The organism is Thermoanaerobaculia bacterium (assembly GCA_018057705.1).
Classification (GTDB): Bacteria; Acidobacteriota; Thermoanaerobaculia; order Multivoradales; family JAGPDF01; genus JAGPDF01.
Genome location: JAGPDF010000021.1, coordinates 33,939 through 48,561 on the forward strand (window position 1 = coordinate 33,939; position 14,623 = coordinate 48,561).

Consider the following 14,623-nt stretch of genomic DNA (forward strand, 5'->3'; position numbering starts at 1 on the left):
CCGGGCGTCCAGCCGTGACCGTGGAGGAGCTCTGCCAGGAGTGGAAGCGCGGGCTCGGTGGTGCATCCGGCTCGCCGCTCAATGGCCTCTTCCTGTCCCGGGTCGACTCGACACAGCGGCTGGCGCGGACGCTCCTCGACCAGTGCGTGCACGAAGACGAAGGCCCGCTGCCGTTCGTCGTGGCGGCACTCGAGCAATCGGCGGGGCGCGGGCGGCAGGGCAGGGAGTGGCGGAGCCCTCCGGGAAGCGGCCTCTATGCCAGCCTGGTGATCCCGGTCCCGGGAGGCGATCGCCTGCAGGAGCTTCCGATCCGGTCGGCGGCGGCGCTCGCGGAATTCGCGAGCGCGAGGATCCAGGGTGAGTGCCGGATCAAGTGGCCCAACGATCTCGTCGTCGGTCGCCACAAGCTCGGAGGGATCCTCGTCGACGCGGTGACTCCGCCGAGTCCGGCCGAGTCCTGGGCGATCATCGGTTTCGGTCTCAACTACCGGACTCCCGCGAGAGCGTTGGTGCCGGACGCCACCTCAGTGTTCGAAGAGGCCGTTCGCGGTCGCATCGAGGCGCCGCCCTTCGCGCGCTGGGTGGTCGAGGGCGTGAGCGCGGTCTGGGAGGCGGTGACGAGCGCCGAGGGAGACTGGGCGGAGCGCTTCGCGCGCCTTTCCGCTCATCGTGCTGGCGACACGATCCGGTTCAGGCTCGACGGGAAAGAAGTGGAAGGGACTTTCGGCGGCTTCGACGAGCACGGCTTCCTGCGGCTCGAGACCGCTTCTGGAGTGCGCCGGATTCGATCCGGGGAGATCTATTCGTGGTGAGCGTCCGCCAGTCTGCCGGAGTTCTCGTCGTCGTCGATGTCGGCAACACCAATACGGTCTTCGGCGTCTACCGGGGCGACGATCTGGTGGCGAATTTCCGCCTCTCGACCGACACCGAGCGCACCGCGGATGAATATGGCGCCATGCTGCTGCCGCTCTTCGGCCGGGCCGGCATCGATCCGGCCTCCGCTTCGGCGGTGATCGTCTCGTCCGTGGTGCCACCGCTCAACACCACCCTGACTCGGCTCTCCGCGGAGTTCTTCGGCCGCCCGCCGCTCTACGTCGAGCCGGGGATCCGCACCGGCATGCCGATCCGCTACGACAACCCGGCGGAGGTCGGCGCCGACCGCATCGTCAACGCCGTGGCGGCGCGAGAGCTCTATGGGGCGCCCGTCGTCGTGGTCGACTTCGGAACCGCGACGACATTCGACCTCGTGAACGCCGCCGGAGAGTACTCGGGCGGGATCATCGCGCCTGGAATCCTGATCTCGGCCGAAGCACTCTTCGCTCATGCCTCGCGCCTCTACCGCGTCGATGTGCGGCGGCCGACGGAGCTCATCGGCCGCAACACCGCCGGCGCCATGCAGGCCGGAATCTACTTCGGCTACATCGGCCTGGTCGACGGCATTCTCGAGCGCCTCCAGCACGAGATTCCGGGCCTCCGCGAGATCGTCGCCACCGGCGGTCAGGCGGAGCTCATCGCCTCCGGGTCGCGCTTCATCCGCAAGACCGAGCCGCTGCTGACGATGATCGGCCTGAAGCTGATCTATGAACGCAACCGCGCCTGACGATCTTCCCTCGCCCGAGGATCACGCCTATTTCCTGAAGATCGAGCGTACCTTCCTGGGTCTGCGGAAGAAGGCGGCCCTGCTCACTCCGGCTGACTGGCAGGAGGCCCAGGGGTGGCACCGGCAGGGAATCCCGGCGGCACTCATCCAGGACGTGATGGAGAAGCTCTTCGAGCGCCAGGCGGCCCGAAAGGGCCGGACGATCTCGGGCCTGCGCTATTTCCGTGCGGCAGTCGAGGCTGCCTGGGAGGAGCTCTCGGCGCTCAAGGCGGGCGGTCGCGCCGAAGAGGCCGTCGCGCTGCCCGTCGAAGCCCGACTCGCCAACCTGGCTGGGAGCTTGCCCCGGGCGCTGCCATTGCGGCCGCGCTGGGCGGCGGCGCTCGCCGATCTCGCGGCCCGCGGTGGACCGGCGAGCGAGGTCGAAGAGGCCCTGCGCGCGCTCGATGCCGAGCTGCTCCAGGCGCTCGAAGCCAGCCTCCGCCCCGCCGGAAGCAAAGCGCTCGCCGACCAGGTCGAGCAGGCTCTCATCCGGCTGCGCGGGCGTCTGGCGGAGGACGAGATCGCCATCGCCAGCGCGCGGGTCATGGAGCAGTCGCTGCGCCGGCACTTCGAGGTGGCGGTGCTGTCGCTGTTCTCCCCCGAGGCGCAGGCCGAGAGCGCGGCGCCCGGGCCGCCGGACCTGCCGGCACCGCTCGCTGCGAAAGATAGCGGAGGCTGATTCCGTCTTTACGGAATGTGAAATCGGCGCACGCTCCGGCGGCCGTCCCTGCCCTCATCTTCCTCGCTGCGCTTTCTGCCGGGGGGCTGCTCGAATCCTCTCCCGTCGGGGCTCTGGTGGCCGGTGGCGCCCTCTCGGCCGCGCTCCGCGGGCGCGCCGGCGTCCGGCTGGCGGCTCTCTTCCTCGGGCTCCTGGTCGCCCGGCTCCAGCCCGACTCCCGGCTCGAGGCTTTCGATCCGACGCGTCCGGCGGAGGTCTCCGGCTGGGTTGCGGGCGATTGGCGGGAGGAGCCCGGAGGGGCGAGTGCGCCGCTGCGGCTCGACCTCGTTCGCCAGGGGATGCGGCTTTGGATCACGCCCCCTCCAGCCCGTCTGGAGGTCGCGAGCAGCATGGTTCGTCCGCCGGCCGGGAGCCGCGTCCGGGCGCGCGGCCACCTGACGCGGTCGCCGGGCTTCGCGAACGCCCATGGGATCGCCCCCGGGCCTTTTCGCCTGCGGGTCAAGTCGAACCGGCTCCTCGATGTGGAGTGCTCGCCGGCGCTGCCGCAGCGCGCGCTCCACCGGCTGCGCGCCATGGTGGCGCGACCGCTCGCCGAGGGCGCTCGCCGCCACCCGGGACTGGCCTATGCCCGGGGACTGCTGCTGGGCGACCTCGAGAGCGTCGCGGCGAGCGAGCGACTGGCGTTCCGGCGCTCGGGTCTCGCGCATCTGCTCGCGGTCTCCGGGATGAACGTGGCCCTGGTCGCCGGCGTCGCGGCGGCGCTCGCCTCCTTCTGCGGCCGGCGCCTTCGTCTCGGCCTCGTGGCTTCGGCGGTGCTCCTGCACCTCGCCCTGGTCGGGCCGGTGCCCTCGCTGCTGCGCGCGACCCTGATGACCGCTGCGGCCCTGCTCGGACTCATTCTCGAGCGGCGGGCTCTCGCCCTGCAGTCGCTCGCCATCGCCGCCACCGCGATGGCTGCTTTCGATCCGCCGCTGGTGCGGAATCTGGGCTTCGGCCTCTCCTGCTCGGCCACTTTTGGTCTGGTGGTGCTCGCTCCGGCGGTGCTGCGCGGATGGGAGGCCGGAAGGCAGCCGGTGGCGATGGCGCTCGCGGTCTCCTGGTCGGCGCAGGCCGCGACCCTGCCTTGGTCGCTCTCGACTTTTGCGTATCTCACGCCGGCCGCTCCGCTGCTCAACCTCCTCGCCGTGCCGCTTGCCGGTCTGTTGCTGGTCGGGGCCCTCGCCTGGATCGCGCTCGCGCTGCTGTTTCCGGTGGCGAGCGACATTGCCGCCGTGCCCCTCGATTGGCTCGCTGAGCCCTTTCATTGGCTGCCGGCGCTGCCGGCATCGCCCTGGATCTGCCTCCCCGTGACACCTTCGTGGGGGCTCGGGCTGGCGCTGGCGGTGCTCGCCATGCTCGCCGGGAGCAGCCCGCGCTCGGCGCGCCGCGCGCTCCTCGGCGGTCTGCTGCTCGCCGCCCGGCCCCAGAGCCGGGTCGAGTATTCGACCGGGGTCGAATGGGTCGTAGCGGATGTCGGGCAAGGCGACGGCTCGCTGCTGCGTCGCGGACCGACCAACGTCCTCATCGACGGGGGTGGGGGCTCCGGGCGCCGTCCGCACAGTGGCGGCGGGCGGGACTTCGCAGCCCAGATCTGGCTGCCGCTCCTCGCAGCGCGGGGTGTCGGGCGGCTCGACGCCGTGGTCGTCACTCATGGCGACAGCGATCACTGCGGCGGGTTGATCGATGTCGCGAGCTACGTTCCGATCCGCGAGGTCTGGGCCTCGCCCGAGCTCCGCGACCAGGGCTGTGTGCGGGAGATTCTCGAGCTCTCGCGAGCGCACTTCCGGGGACTCGGAGCCGGAGACGCGGTGGCCGTCGGTGAGCTGCGCTTCCATGTCCTCGGTCCGCAGCGGGGAGGTTCCGGCAACGACAACGATCGCTCGCTGGTGCTCGCTGTCGAGGCGGAGGGCCGCCGCCTGCTGTTCACCGGCGATGTCGAACGCCGCGCCGAGCTCGCGCTCGTCTCCCGCGATCCCGAAGCCTTGCGTTGCGACCTTCTGAAGGTCGCCCACCACGGATCCGCGACCTCCTCCAGCGCTGCCTTCCTGGCGGCCGCCCGCCCCCGGCTGGCGCTCCTGTCGTCGGGGGCGGGGAATCGCTTCGGGCATCCTGCGCCTGCAGTCCTGGCGCGCCTCTCGCTCTCGGGAAGCCGGGCGTTGCGTACCGACCTCTGCGGCGGGATCGTCTTGCGCTGGCGCCGCGGCTCGCCGCTCGAGATCTCGCTGCCGGGCTCGCCCCGGGCCGTTCTCGGTCTGCCCAGCGAGTAGACTAGCTGGCGCCGTGCCCCGCGTCTTCGCCATCGTCGGTCCCACCGCTTCGGGCAAGAGCGCGCTGGCGATGGAGCTCGCGGAGGCGACCGGAGGAGAGATCGTCAATGCGGATGCCCTCCAGGTCTATCGCGGCTTCGACATCGGCACGGCGAAGCCGTCGCCGGAAGAACGCCAGCGAGTGCCGCATCATCTCGTCGACATCCTCGACCCCGGCGCGCGTTATTCGGCCGGCGAGTTCGCGCGCCGGGCGCGCGCAGCGCTCGCGGAGATCGCCGCCCGCGGGCGGACCGCGATCCTGGTCGGCGGAAGCGGCCTCTATCTGCGGGCGCTCTGGTCCGGGATCGCGCCGTTGCCGCCGGTCGACGGGGCGGCCCGTGCGGCTCTGCTCGAGCGCCTGGAGCGCGAGGGGCTGGGGGCGCTCCATGCCGAGCTCGCGCGGCTCGACCCGCCCACGGCGGTGCGACTCGGCCCGGGCGACACGCAGCGCATCCTGCGCGCCCTCGAGGTCGCGGTCTCGACCGGGGAGACGCTGACATCGTGGATCGCGAAGCAGCCGTTCGGAACGGCGCCGGTGGCGATGCACAAGGTCGGATTGACGCTTCCGCGCGGCCTTCTGTACGATGCCATCGCGGCCCGGGTGCAGAAGATGCTCGATGCGGGCTGGCTCGAGGAGGTGCGCGCTCTCCTGGTCAACGGAGTCGATCGTTCGGCGCCCGCGTTTCAGGCGATCGGGTACCGGCAGTGGGTCGAGCTCCTGGACGGTGCGCGCGGTTTCGATGAGTCGTTGCAGACAGTGGTCACTTCGACGAGACGTTTCGCCAAGCGTCAGGAAACCTGGTTTCGTCGAGAGGAGGGAATCGTCTGGTGGGACGCCCGCAGGACCCGGGAGTGCTTGCTGTCCATGATGGAGATGCCTGAAGTGGCAGGTGCCGAGCCGGCGAAGACCGGCGGAATCGCGGAGCCAACCGGTGCAACGGGCGGCGGAGGTTAGCATGAACAAGCCGAGCATCAATATCCAAGACGGATTCCTCTTTCAGAGTCTGAAGGACGGCCGGCCGATGAGCATCGAGCTCGTCACCGGCAAGCATCTCGAAGGCAAGATCCGGCGGTTCGATCGCTTCGCTGTCGTCGTCGAGATCGCGGGGCGCGAGGTCATGGTCTACAAGCACGCCATCGCGACCATCGCCCACTCGGGCGAAGGCTGACCGGCCGCAGCCGACAATGCCGTACCGACGCCGACTCGCGGCGGCAGGGCTTCTCGGCCTGGCGGTCGCGGTCGCCTGTTCGCCCCCCAGACCCGCTGCACCGGACCTCGGAGTCGATCCCGTCCTGCGTCCCTTCCTGCTCGACCCGACCGCGGACTGCCGCCCGGCACCGGATGAGCGCGCCGCCGCCGGGTTGCAGGTGGCGCACCGCGAGCTCCTGCGCACGGGCGATGCGGCGGCGGCGCTGCAGAGCGCCCGGCTCCAGGAAGAGCGGGCGGAGGGCGAAGCGTCGACCCTGCAGGCGGCAGGAGTGCTCCGCGCCCAGGCGCTGCTCGTCGCCGGACGGCCGGCGGAAGCGGTCGAGCACCTCTCCTCTCTCACCCCGGCGTCGCCGGACTGCCTGCCGATGCTCGTCGTCCTCGGGCGCGCGCAGGAAGAGCTCGGCGATCTGCCCGAGGCGTTCGTTGCCTATTCGGCGGCCGCCGGGCGATCGGAGACCGCCGCCTCGAGCGCGAGCCGGATCTCGGATCGCGCCCGGGAGATCGTCCAGAATCGCTTCTCTGCGGCTCTCGAGGCTGGCCGCAGGGAGGCCGCGGCCTGGCATCTCTCGCGGCTCGAGCGCTACTGGCCGAACTCGGAAGAGGCGCTCGTCGCCGCCATGAATATGACCGCGGTCCAGGGCGACGCACGCGGCGAACTGGCAGCCGTCAAGGCCCTCCAGGCGTCGCGCCCCGAGGATCCGGCGCTCGCCCTGAGGCGCGGCCAGCTCGAGCTGCTCGTCGGCGATGCGCGCAAGGGACTCGCGCTCATCGAAGGGCTCGCCGCCGCCACCCCTTCCGACCCGCTGCTGCAGACGGAGCTCGCGCGGGCGAAGTTCTCCTGGCGCATGCTGAATTCGCCGGAGCAGGTGCGCGGCCTGCGCGACAAGGCCGCACTCAGCCGCGCCGACTTCGCCGTCCTGCTCTATTGGACCGTGCCGCAGATCCGCACCGCGAGGCCGGGTGCGGCGCAAATCGCCTCGGACATCGTCGATCACCCTTCGCGGGACGAGATCGCCCGGGTGGCGAACCTCGGCCTGATGTCGATCGACGAGTCGCTGCACCGTTTCTCGCCCAATGCCGCCGTGCGTCGTGCGGACGCGGTTTCGGCGCTGTTGCGGCTGCTCGACACCGAGGACCGGACGGGGGCCTGCGGCTTGCCCCCCGCAGGCGGCCGAGACGGGCTCTGCAGGGCGGGAGTCGCCTGCGGGCTGTTCGAGGATCCGACCCTCTGCCTGGCCGGCGCCGGACTGTCCGGAAACGAGGCGATCGAGATGCTCCGCCGTGCCCTCGACCGGCTGGAGGGCTCATGAACCTCACGGTTCCGAACCTGCTCTCGATTCTCCGCATGGGGCTCATTCCGTGGTTCGTGATCTCGGTGCTCGACGGCAATGCCACCCAGGCGCTCTGGATCTTCGCCATCGCCGGAGTCACCGACGCCCTGGACGGCTTCATCGCGCGCTTCTGGCACCAGCAGTCGGCGCTCGGCGCCTATCTCGACCCGCTCGCCGACAAGCTCCTGCTGGTGACCGCCTACGTCATGCTGGCGATTCCCAACTTGCGGACCGGATTCGTGATCCCGGCCTGGGTGACTGCATTGGTGATCACCCGCGACGTGGTCATCGTCGTGGTCGCCCTGGTGTTGCACCTCGCGGTGGGCCTGTCGCGTTTCCCGCCCTCGCCGCTCTCCAAGATCAACACCGCCGCGCAGCTACTGGCGATCATCGGCGTTCTGCTCTCCAGCCGTGGCCCGCTCTTCGAGGCGGCCGCGAGCTTTCTGGTATTTCTGGTGGCTGCCCTGACGATCGGGTCCGGAATCGAGTACATCTACCGGGCGAACCGGATGGCCGCTCATCGCGAGTGACATGACCTCCCTGGCATGACCGACTTCGTCCACCTGCACCTCCACAGCCAGTACAGCCTGCTCGACGGCGCCAATCGTCTGGACGACGTGATTCAGGCGGCGGCCGCCGCCGGCATGAAGGCGATCAGCCTGACCGATCACGGCAATCTGTTCGGCGCGATCGAGTTCTACGACAAGGCGAAGAAGGCCGGGATCAAACCGATCATCGGCATCGAGGCCTACGTTGCGCAGGGCAGCCTCGCCGACCGTAATCCGGCCCGCGGCAGCAGCAATCACCTCGTGCTGCTCGCGCGCAACCAGACCGGCTATCAGAATCTCATCAAGCTGACGACGCGCTCCTATCTCCAGGGCTTCTACTACAAGCCGCGCATCGACCACGAGACGCTGCGTGAGTTCAGCGACGGTCTGATCGGGCTCTCTGCCTGTCTCAAGGGAGAGATCAACGAGCGCATCCTCAGCAATCGCGAGGCCGAAGCCGAGGCCAGGGCCCGCGAGTACGCCGAGATCCTCGGTCCGGAGAACTTCTACCTCGAGCTGCAGGACCACGGAATTCCCGAGCAGCGCGCCGCGAACGAGGTGCTCCGGCGCATGTCGAAGAAGCTCGGCCTGGGGCTGGTGGTCACGAACGACTGCCACTACCTGCACCAGAGTGATTCGGTCGCCCACGACGTCCTGCTCTGCATCGGCACTCAGCGCGCGCGTTCCGACCCCGACCGTCTGAAGTACGCCTCCGACCAGTTCTACCTGAAGTCGGGTGACGAGCTCGCCGCGCTCTTTCCGGATGATGGCGAGGCGATCGAGAACACCGTGGCGATCGCCGAACGGTGCAACGTCGAGATCCCTTCGGGAAAGTTCCACCTGCCGGATTTCCCCTTGCCACCGGGGGAGTCGATCGACAGCTTCTTCGAGCATCGGGCGATGGCTGGCCTGGAGGAGCGCTTCGAGGAGATGACGCGCCGCGGGACGCTCGATTCCAGGTATTCGATGGACCTCTATCGCGAGCGACTCAAGTTCGAGATCTCGGTCATCCAGCGGATGCGTTTCCCCGGCTACTTCATGATCGTCTGGGACTTCATCCGGTTCGCGCGCGAGAGCGGCATCCCGGTTGGCCCCGGGCGCGGCTCGGCGGCGGGCTCGCTGGTCTCCTTCGCCTTGCGCATCACCGACATCGATCCGATGCGCTACGACCTTCTCTTCGAGCGCTTCCTGAACCCCGATCGGGTCAGCATGCCCGACATCGACATCGACTTCTGCATGCGCCGCCGCGGCGAGGTGATCCAGTACGTCAACGAGAAGTACGGCCGCGATCGGGTCGCCCAGATCATCACTTTCGGGACCCTCGCCGCGAAGGGCGTGCTGCGCGACGTCGGGCGGGTGCTCGGATTGCCGTTCGCGAAGATGGACCGGGTGGCGAAGCTCCTGCCGGACATGACCAAGTCGCTGGCGGAGGCCGCGCGCTCGGTCGACAGCCTGGCCTCGGAGGTCGCCAAGGACCCGGAGATCAAGGAGGTCGTCGACATCGGCAGCCGCCTCGAGGGACTGACCCGGCACGCCTCGGTCCATGCCGCCGGCGTGGTCATCACGCCAGTGCCCCTCGACGACCTGGTGCCGCTCTACAAGACGAGCCGCGACGAAATCACGACGCAGTGGGACATGAAGGCGGTCGAGCGTCTCGGCGTCCTCAAGATGGACTTTCTCGGCCTGAAGACCGTAACAGTCGTCGACGACACGCTGCGCACACTCAAGATGCAAGGCATCGACCTCGACCTCGACGCGGTGCCGCTCGACGACTCCGAGGTCTTCCGCCTGTTCTGCGACGGACGCACCAACGGCATTTTCCAGTTCGAGTCCAGCGGCATGCGCGACATGCTGCGTCGCGCCCAGCCTTCGCGGTTCGAGGAGTTGGCGGCCTTCAACGCCCTCTATCGTCCGGGAGCGCTCTCGGTCGGGATGGTGGAGGAGTTCATCCAGCGCAAGCTGGGCAAGAAGAAGGTGCAGTACATCCTGCCCGAGACCAAACCGATTCTCGAAGAGACCTTCGGAGTCATCGCCTACCAGGAGCAGGTGATGCAGGTCGCCGTCGCCATCGGTGGCTTCACCATGGCCGAAGCGGACGTGCTGCGCAAGGCGATGGGCAAGAAGGATCCGGTCGCGATGGCGAAGCAGAAGGAGAAGTTCGTCTCCGGGGGGGAGAAGCGCGGCTTCGCGAAGAAGAAGGCGGAAGAGCTCTGGGAGTACATCGAACCCTTCGCCGGCTACGGCTTCAACAAGAGCCACAGCGTCGCCTACGCGATGCTGGCCTACAAGACCGCCTACCTGAAGGCGCACTATCCGGTGGCGTTCATGGCGGCGATGCTCTCCTGCGAAATGGGCTCGACCGAGGAGATCGTCAAGTACATCAACGAGAGCCGGGAGATGGGGATTCCGATTTTGCCGCCCGACGTCAACGAGAGCGAGTGGACCTTTTCGGTCGTGGGCTCCGCGATCCGATTCGGCCTCGGTGCCATCAAGGGCGTTGGTGAGAGCGCCGGCGAGGCCATTCTGGCCGCGCGCCGGGCGCAGGGGAGCTTCAGGAACCTCGCCCACCTGCTGCTCGAGGTCGATGCCCAGGCCGCCAACCAGAAGGTCTTCGACGCCCTCGTGAAGTCGGGCGCCTGCGATTCTCTGGGTGGGCACCGTGCGGGGCTCGCCGCGGCGATCGCCGGACTGGCCGAGCAGGCCGCACGCCGCCGGCGCGAGATCGAAGCCGGGCAGAGCAATCTGTTCGGTTCGGGAAGCGCGAGCACGCTGCCCAGCGAGCCGCCTTCGACAGTGCCCGCCTGGTCGGAGAGCGAGCGCCTGCGGCTGGAGAAGGAATCGCTCGGTTTCTACCTCTCCGGAAATCCGCTCGTCGAGTTCGAGAGTCACCTCAAGCGTCTGGTCAGCCACACCACGGATCAGCTGCGCGGCGGCTTCCAGGGCACCGCCACGGTCGGCGGGCTGGTAACCCGGATTTCGCGCGCCAAGATCAAGAGCGGCCAGAATGCCGGACGGGTGATGGGGAGATTCGTCCTCGAAGACCTCCACGGTTCGCTGCCGGTCACCGTTTTCGCCGACCAGTTGCAGCGCTTCGACGCGCTCCTGGTGGAGGATGCCGCAGTCATCCTCAAGGGCCAGGTGCGCGAGCGCGGCGCCGAGAACGAGATGACCCTGGAGGAGATGACGCTGCTCGCCAAGGCGGTGGAGAAGCTGGTCTCCGGAGTCCGCGTGGCCCTCGACCGGGAGTTGCCGCAGACCGAGATGCTCCGCCTGCGCGACATTCTCGCCGACCATCCGGGCGATGTCGCGGTGGAGTTCGAAGTCCGGCTTGGCGACGAGCTGGTGCGGATCGCGCCGCAGGAGAGGTTTCGTGTCGCCGCGACGCCGGCTCTGTTCGCGGCGATCGAGGGCGTCCTCGGGGCAGGCAGGGCCCAACGCCTGGGACTCTGAGCGGCGGTAGAATCGCCGTCAATATGCGGCCTCCTCCCGAAGTGCCGCCTGCAGCCGCGTTGCAACTTCCGACGCTTGGCGCGGCGACGGACTCGGCCGCCGACGAATTCGGCGGCGATGCAGATGCCGGCCGCGAGATCCTCGCCCGGTTTCGCCGCCTTCCGGGAGACCGGCTGGAGCTGTTGCGGAGCGCCGCCGAGGTTGCCACCGCCTGCGGTTGCGGGCTCTACTGGGTCGGCGGCGGCGTGCGCGATCTCTGGCTCGGGAGGAGTGAGCTCGATGTCGACCTGGTCGTGGACGGCGATCTCGCGCCGTTCGCCGAGCGCCTCGCCGAGCGGCTCGGGAGCGCGCTGCTCTCCCACCCGCAGTTCCTCACGGCCGAGCTCCAGGCGCCCGGCGGGGTGCGCGTCGACCTGGCGCGCGCCAGGTCGGAGAGCTACGCCGCTCCCGCGACCCTGCCGCGGGTCGAGCCGGACTCGCTGGCGCGCGACCTGCTGCGCCGCGACTTCGCGGTGAACTGCCTCGCGCTGGCGCTCGCACCCGACTTCGGAGAGCGCCTGATCGATACCTGTCAGGGGCTCGAGGATCTGTCGCAGAGGCGCCTGCGGACGTTGCACCCCGCGTCGTTCATGGACGACCCGACCCGGCTCCTGCGCGGCGTCGAATTCGAGGCCCGACTCGGCTTCGCGTTCTCCCCGGAGACCCGGCGCGAAGCCGAACGCGCCGTCGCTCACGGCGCTTTCGCCCTGCTTTCACCGGCCCGACGGACCGACGCGCTCCGGCGGGCCCTCGGCCGGCCGGAAAGCGCCTCCGTCGTGCTGCATCGCCTGCGGGACGCGGGCTGGCTCCCGGCGATCGTGAGCGAGGTTCGCAGCGCCGGCCCTGCGGCGCGGTTCGCCGCTCCGGAGCGCTTCGACGCTGCGAGGCGCGCGCGCTCCGCGACAGGGCCTCCGTCCGGCGGGGGCGACCGGCTCGAGGAAGTCGGAACCTTCTCGCTGGCACTTCTCTGTCTGGGTCTCGACCTCGAGGGCGCGCAGCGTCAGCGGCTCGTCCGCCGACTGACCTTGTCGGCGAGGGAACAGGCACTTCTCGCACTCGGCCCGGAGAGAGTGGGAGCGGCGCTCGCCGCGCTGTCAGCGACCGGCGCCTCCCCCCGGCCGAGCGCCGTGCATCGCGCCCTGGGAGGCCTCACCGGCGAGGAGCTCGCGGTCGTGGCGGCGCACAGCCCCGAGACGAGGGAATGGGTCCGGCGGGAGTACGCCGAGCTGCGGAGGGTCCGCCTGGCGATCGGCGGACGGGAACTGATGGCCGCCGGGGTCGCCGCCGGATCGGCGCTTGGCCGGGTCCTCGAGCTCACCCTGGAGGCCAGGCTGGACGGGCGGCTCGGCGCCGAAGGGGAGCTCGGCTTCGCGCTCCGCGCCTTGGGCGAAGAGGCCGCGCCCGGCACCGGAGCATCCGATGGAGGTGGCCTCGGCGACAGCAGCGGGGGCGACGACGCCGGTGAGGCGGTTTCGTGACGAGGCGCCGGCGCTTCGAGCGGTGGGTGCTCGCGGCCAGCCTCCTGGCGGTCGTGTCTGCGGAAGAGCTCCCGGCGATCGATCCGGCGGTCGAGCTCCTGCGCCGCGACTGCTCGAACCGCCTCGGGCGCAACGAGGTGACGCTGTTCGCGAACGGAACGATCCGCTGGCGGGAGTGGCAGGAAGGGAAGATGACGATGCGGCTGGCCGAGGTGGGGCGCGACGAGGTCGCCGCCTACCAACGGCGGCTCGAGGGCTTCGACCTGTCGCAGGTCCGCGAGAGCCCAGGGGGCGTCGCGGGGGAGTGGGTGGAGCGCTGCGAGATCGCGCTCGACCTGCCGGGAGTCGAACCGCGGCAGTTCCGTTTCGGCCGGCTGGACACGCACCCCCTGGCGCTTGCCGACCTGTTGCGCCTCGCGGAAGAGCTGGCGCAGCGGGCGCTCTCGGCACCGGTGGCGGGCGGATTGCCGGCCGACTACCTGCCGCGTTTCGGGGACCTGCTCCTGCGAGTCGACGAAATCGAGTTCGAGGTCGTCGGGCGGACTGCCGACGGTCAGGGGATCGAGGTTCGCGGCAAGGTTCAGCCGCTCAGCATGTACCTCACGCTCGACGAGCTGCGCACCCAGTTCGTGCGCATCCTGCGTCGCGGGCCGGACAAGTGAGCGCGAAGTCGCCGGGCATCCGCATCTCGAGCGGCGAGCTGAAGGGTCGCCGGCTCGAAGTGCCGGCGGGGATCCGCCCGACCGAGCAGAAGGTGAAGGAGGCCCTGTTCTCGATCTGGGGCGAACGGCTCGCCGAGGCGGCAGTGCTCGATCTATTCGCCGGCAGCGGGGCGGTCGCCATCGAGGCGATCAGCCGCGGCGCCCTCGAAGTCACGGTGGTCGAGGCGAATCGCCCGGTTCTGGAGGCCCTGAAGCGGAACGCGTCGATTCTGCCGGCGGGGAGCTTCCACCTGCTGCCGCGACCGGTGGAGAGGGCCTTGACCGAGCTCGACGGCCGCGCCGCCCGCTTCGACCTCATCTTCGCCGATCCGCCCTATTCGTGGGTTCCGGACGCCGGCTTTCTCGCCGGCTGCGGTGCGCTGCTGCGTGAGGGGGGAGCGCTCACCGTGGAGCACAGCTCACGGGTCGAGCTACCGGGCGAGGCCGGAGCTCTCGTGCGGACCGACTCGCGGCGCTACGGGGAGTCGGCCCTGACCTTCTACGGCAAAGTCTAGGCGACTGCGGCTACTTCCACTCCCACTTGTGGACGATGCTGCCGACGATCTCGCCGTTCACGAAGAAGGCGTCCTCGGCGTCGAAGTACTTGCGCAGCACGATCCGTCCGGTGGCGGGCATCTGAATGCGGACTTCGAGGAAGTTGTCGTTGCTGTCCTTCAGCCGAAACGAGCCGACGCGGTCGGCGGAACCGTCCGGATTGAAGACCGGCCCGAGGCGCACGGACGGAGCGTCGTCCCAGCCGTCGATCGCGTTTGCGCCGTTCACTCCGGCGTCGCCCGGCCCCCGGAACTCGACCTTCTTCGGCACGGGTATCCGCGCGGCGAGGATGCGATCGGGAGCGCTCAAGACCTGGTCGCGGTCGAGGTCGACGAAGGCAAAGAAGCTGTTCGAGGTGGCGTCGTAGTTCACCTGAGCAGGGGCGTTCATCTTGATCGCCTCCTGGCGGGCCGCCTGCATCAGTGACGTCAGCTCGCGGGTCGTGCCGGTGAGCTTGAATCGGTTCATCATCTTCAGGAATGCCGGCGCGGAGATCAGGACGAGGATCCCGATCACGGCGACCACGACGAGCGATTCGATCAGCGTGAAACCTGCCTGGCGCGTGCAAGTGCGACGTCGGGCTGCTCTCATGGCACTCTCCCGCGGCGCAGTATAGCTCCCTCGGCGGCGAAGGGCTGTGAATCGTCC

Annotated in this window: 13 protein-coding genes; 12 read left to right on the forward strand and 1 reads right to left on the reverse strand. The window is 69.5% G+C overall.

Annotated features, from left to right (window positions below):
* The first annotated feature begins 14 nt into the window (after window positions 1-14).
* From KBI44_09065 to rsmD, 12 genes are read left to right on the forward strand one after another with little or no spacing between them, the layout of a single operon-like run.
* Window positions 15-812, forward strand: a complete 798-nt coding sequence (locus tag KBI44_09065; GenBank protein MBP9144620.1) for a biotin--[acetyl-CoA-carboxylase] ligase — start codon at window positions 15-17, stop codon at window positions 810-812.
* Complete coding sequence (locus tag KBI44_09070) at window positions 809-1,600, forward strand: type III pantothenate kinase (GenBank protein MBP9144621.1); 792 nt, start codon at window positions 809-811, stop codon at window positions 1,598-1,600. Before KBI44_09065 ends, KBI44_09070 begins: the two co-directional genes overlap by 4 nt.
* A complete protein-coding gene (locus tag KBI44_09075) occupies window positions 1,581-2,318 on the forward strand; it encodes a hypothetical protein (GenBank protein MBP9144622.1) in 738 nt (245 codons plus the stop codon). Before KBI44_09070 ends, KBI44_09075 begins: the two co-directional genes overlap by 20 nt.
* Window positions 2,319-2,335: 17 nt before the next feature.
* Window positions 2,336-4,624 (forward strand): DNA internalization-related competence protein ComEC/Rec2, encoded by a 2,289-nt coding sequence (locus KBI44_09080; protein ID MBP9144623.1) that lies wholly within the window; start codon window positions 2,336-2,338, stop codon window positions 4,622-4,624.
* Between the two features lie 13 nt (window positions 4,625-4,637).
* A complete protein-coding gene (gene miaA, locus KBI44_09085) occupies window positions 4,638-5,618 on the forward strand; it encodes a tRNA (adenosine(37)-N6)-dimethylallyltransferase MiaA (protein ID MBP9144624.1) in 981 nt (326 codons plus the stop codon).
* A 1-nt stretch (window position 5,619) separates the two neighbouring features.
* Window positions 5,620-5,832: an RNA chaperone Hfq gene (gene hfq / locus KBI44_09090; protein MBP9144625.1), complete on the forward strand. Its 213-nt coding sequence runs from the start codon at window positions 5,620-5,622 to the stop codon at window positions 5,830-5,832.
* Window positions 5,833-5,848: 16 nt separating this feature from the next.
* Complete coding sequence (locus KBI44_09095) at window positions 5,849-7,183, forward strand: hypothetical protein (protein MBP9144626.1); 1,335 nt, start codon at window positions 5,849-5,851, stop codon at window positions 7,181-7,183.
* The gene (locus tag KBI44_09100) at window positions 7,180-7,734 is read left to right on the forward strand and encodes a CDP-alcohol phosphatidyltransferase family protein (protein MBP9144627.1); all 555 of its coding nucleotides are present in this window, start codon (window positions 7,180-7,182) and stop codon (window positions 7,732-7,734) included. The genes KBI44_09095 and KBI44_09100 overlap by 4 nt, the downstream gene beginning before the upstream one ends.
* A gap of 15 nt (window positions 7,735-7,749) precedes the next feature.
* A complete protein-coding gene (gene dnaE / locus KBI44_09105) occupies window positions 7,750-11,202 on the forward strand; it encodes a DNA polymerase III subunit alpha (protein ID MBP9144628.1) in 3,453 nt (1,150 codons plus the stop codon).
* Window positions 11,203-11,225: 23 nt separating this feature from the next.
* Window positions 11,226-12,719: a CCA tRNA nucleotidyltransferase gene (locus KBI44_09110; protein ID MBP9144629.1), complete on the forward strand. Its 1,494-nt coding sequence runs from the start codon at window positions 11,226-11,228 to the stop codon at window positions 12,717-12,719.
* On the forward strand, window positions 12,716-13,381 hold the full coding sequence (locus KBI44_09115) for a hypothetical protein (GenBank protein ID MBP9144630.1): 666 nt from the start codon (window positions 12,716-12,718) through the stop codon (window positions 13,379-13,381). Before KBI44_09110 ends, KBI44_09115 begins: the two co-directional genes overlap by 4 nt.
* Window positions 13,382-13,398: 17 nt before the next feature.
* Window positions 13,399-13,935, forward strand: coding sequence for a 16S rRNA (guanine(966)-N(2))-methyltransferase RsmD (rsmD, locus tag KBI44_09120; protein MBP9144631.1), 537 nt, complete (start codon window positions 13,399-13,401; stop codon window positions 13,933-13,935).
* Between the two features lie 10 nt (window positions 13,936-13,945).
* Here rsmD and KBI44_09125 read toward each other — a convergent pair whose 3' ends face one another.
* Complete coding sequence (locus tag KBI44_09125) at window positions 13,946-14,566, reverse strand: GspH/FimT family pseudopilin (GenBank protein ID MBP9144632.1); 621 nt, start codon at window positions 14,564-14,566, stop codon at window positions 13,946-13,948.
* Window positions 14,567-14,623: the final 57 nt, after the last annotated feature.

Coding starts and splice junctions, on each gene's coding strand:
- KBI44_09075 (MBP9144622.1), top strand. CDS start 1,581: ATGAACGCAACCGCGCCTGACGATCTTCCCTCGCCCGAGGATCACGCC.
- hfq (MBP9144625.1), top strand. CDS start 5,620: ATGAACAAGCCGAGCATCAATATCCAAGACGGATTCCTCTTTCAGAGT.
- KBI44_09095 (MBP9144626.1), top strand. CDS start 5,849: ATGCCGTACCGACGCCGACTCGCGGCGGCAGGGCTTCTCGGCCTGGCG.
- KBI44_09100 (MBP9144627.1), top strand. CDS start 7,180: ATGAACCTCACGGTTCCGAACCTGCTCTCGATTCTCCGCATGGGGCTC.
- dnaE (MBP9144628.1), top strand. CDS start 7,750: ATGACCGACTTCGTCCACCTGCACCTCCACAGCCAGTACAGCCTGCTC.
- KBI44_09110 (MBP9144629.1), top strand. CDS start 11,226: ATGCGGCCTCCTCCCGAAGTGCCGCCTGCAGCCGCGTTGCAACTTCCG.
- KBI44_09125 (MBP9144632.1), bottom strand. CDS start 14,566: ATGAGAGCAGCCCGACGTCGCACTTGCACGCGCCAGGCAGGTTTCACG.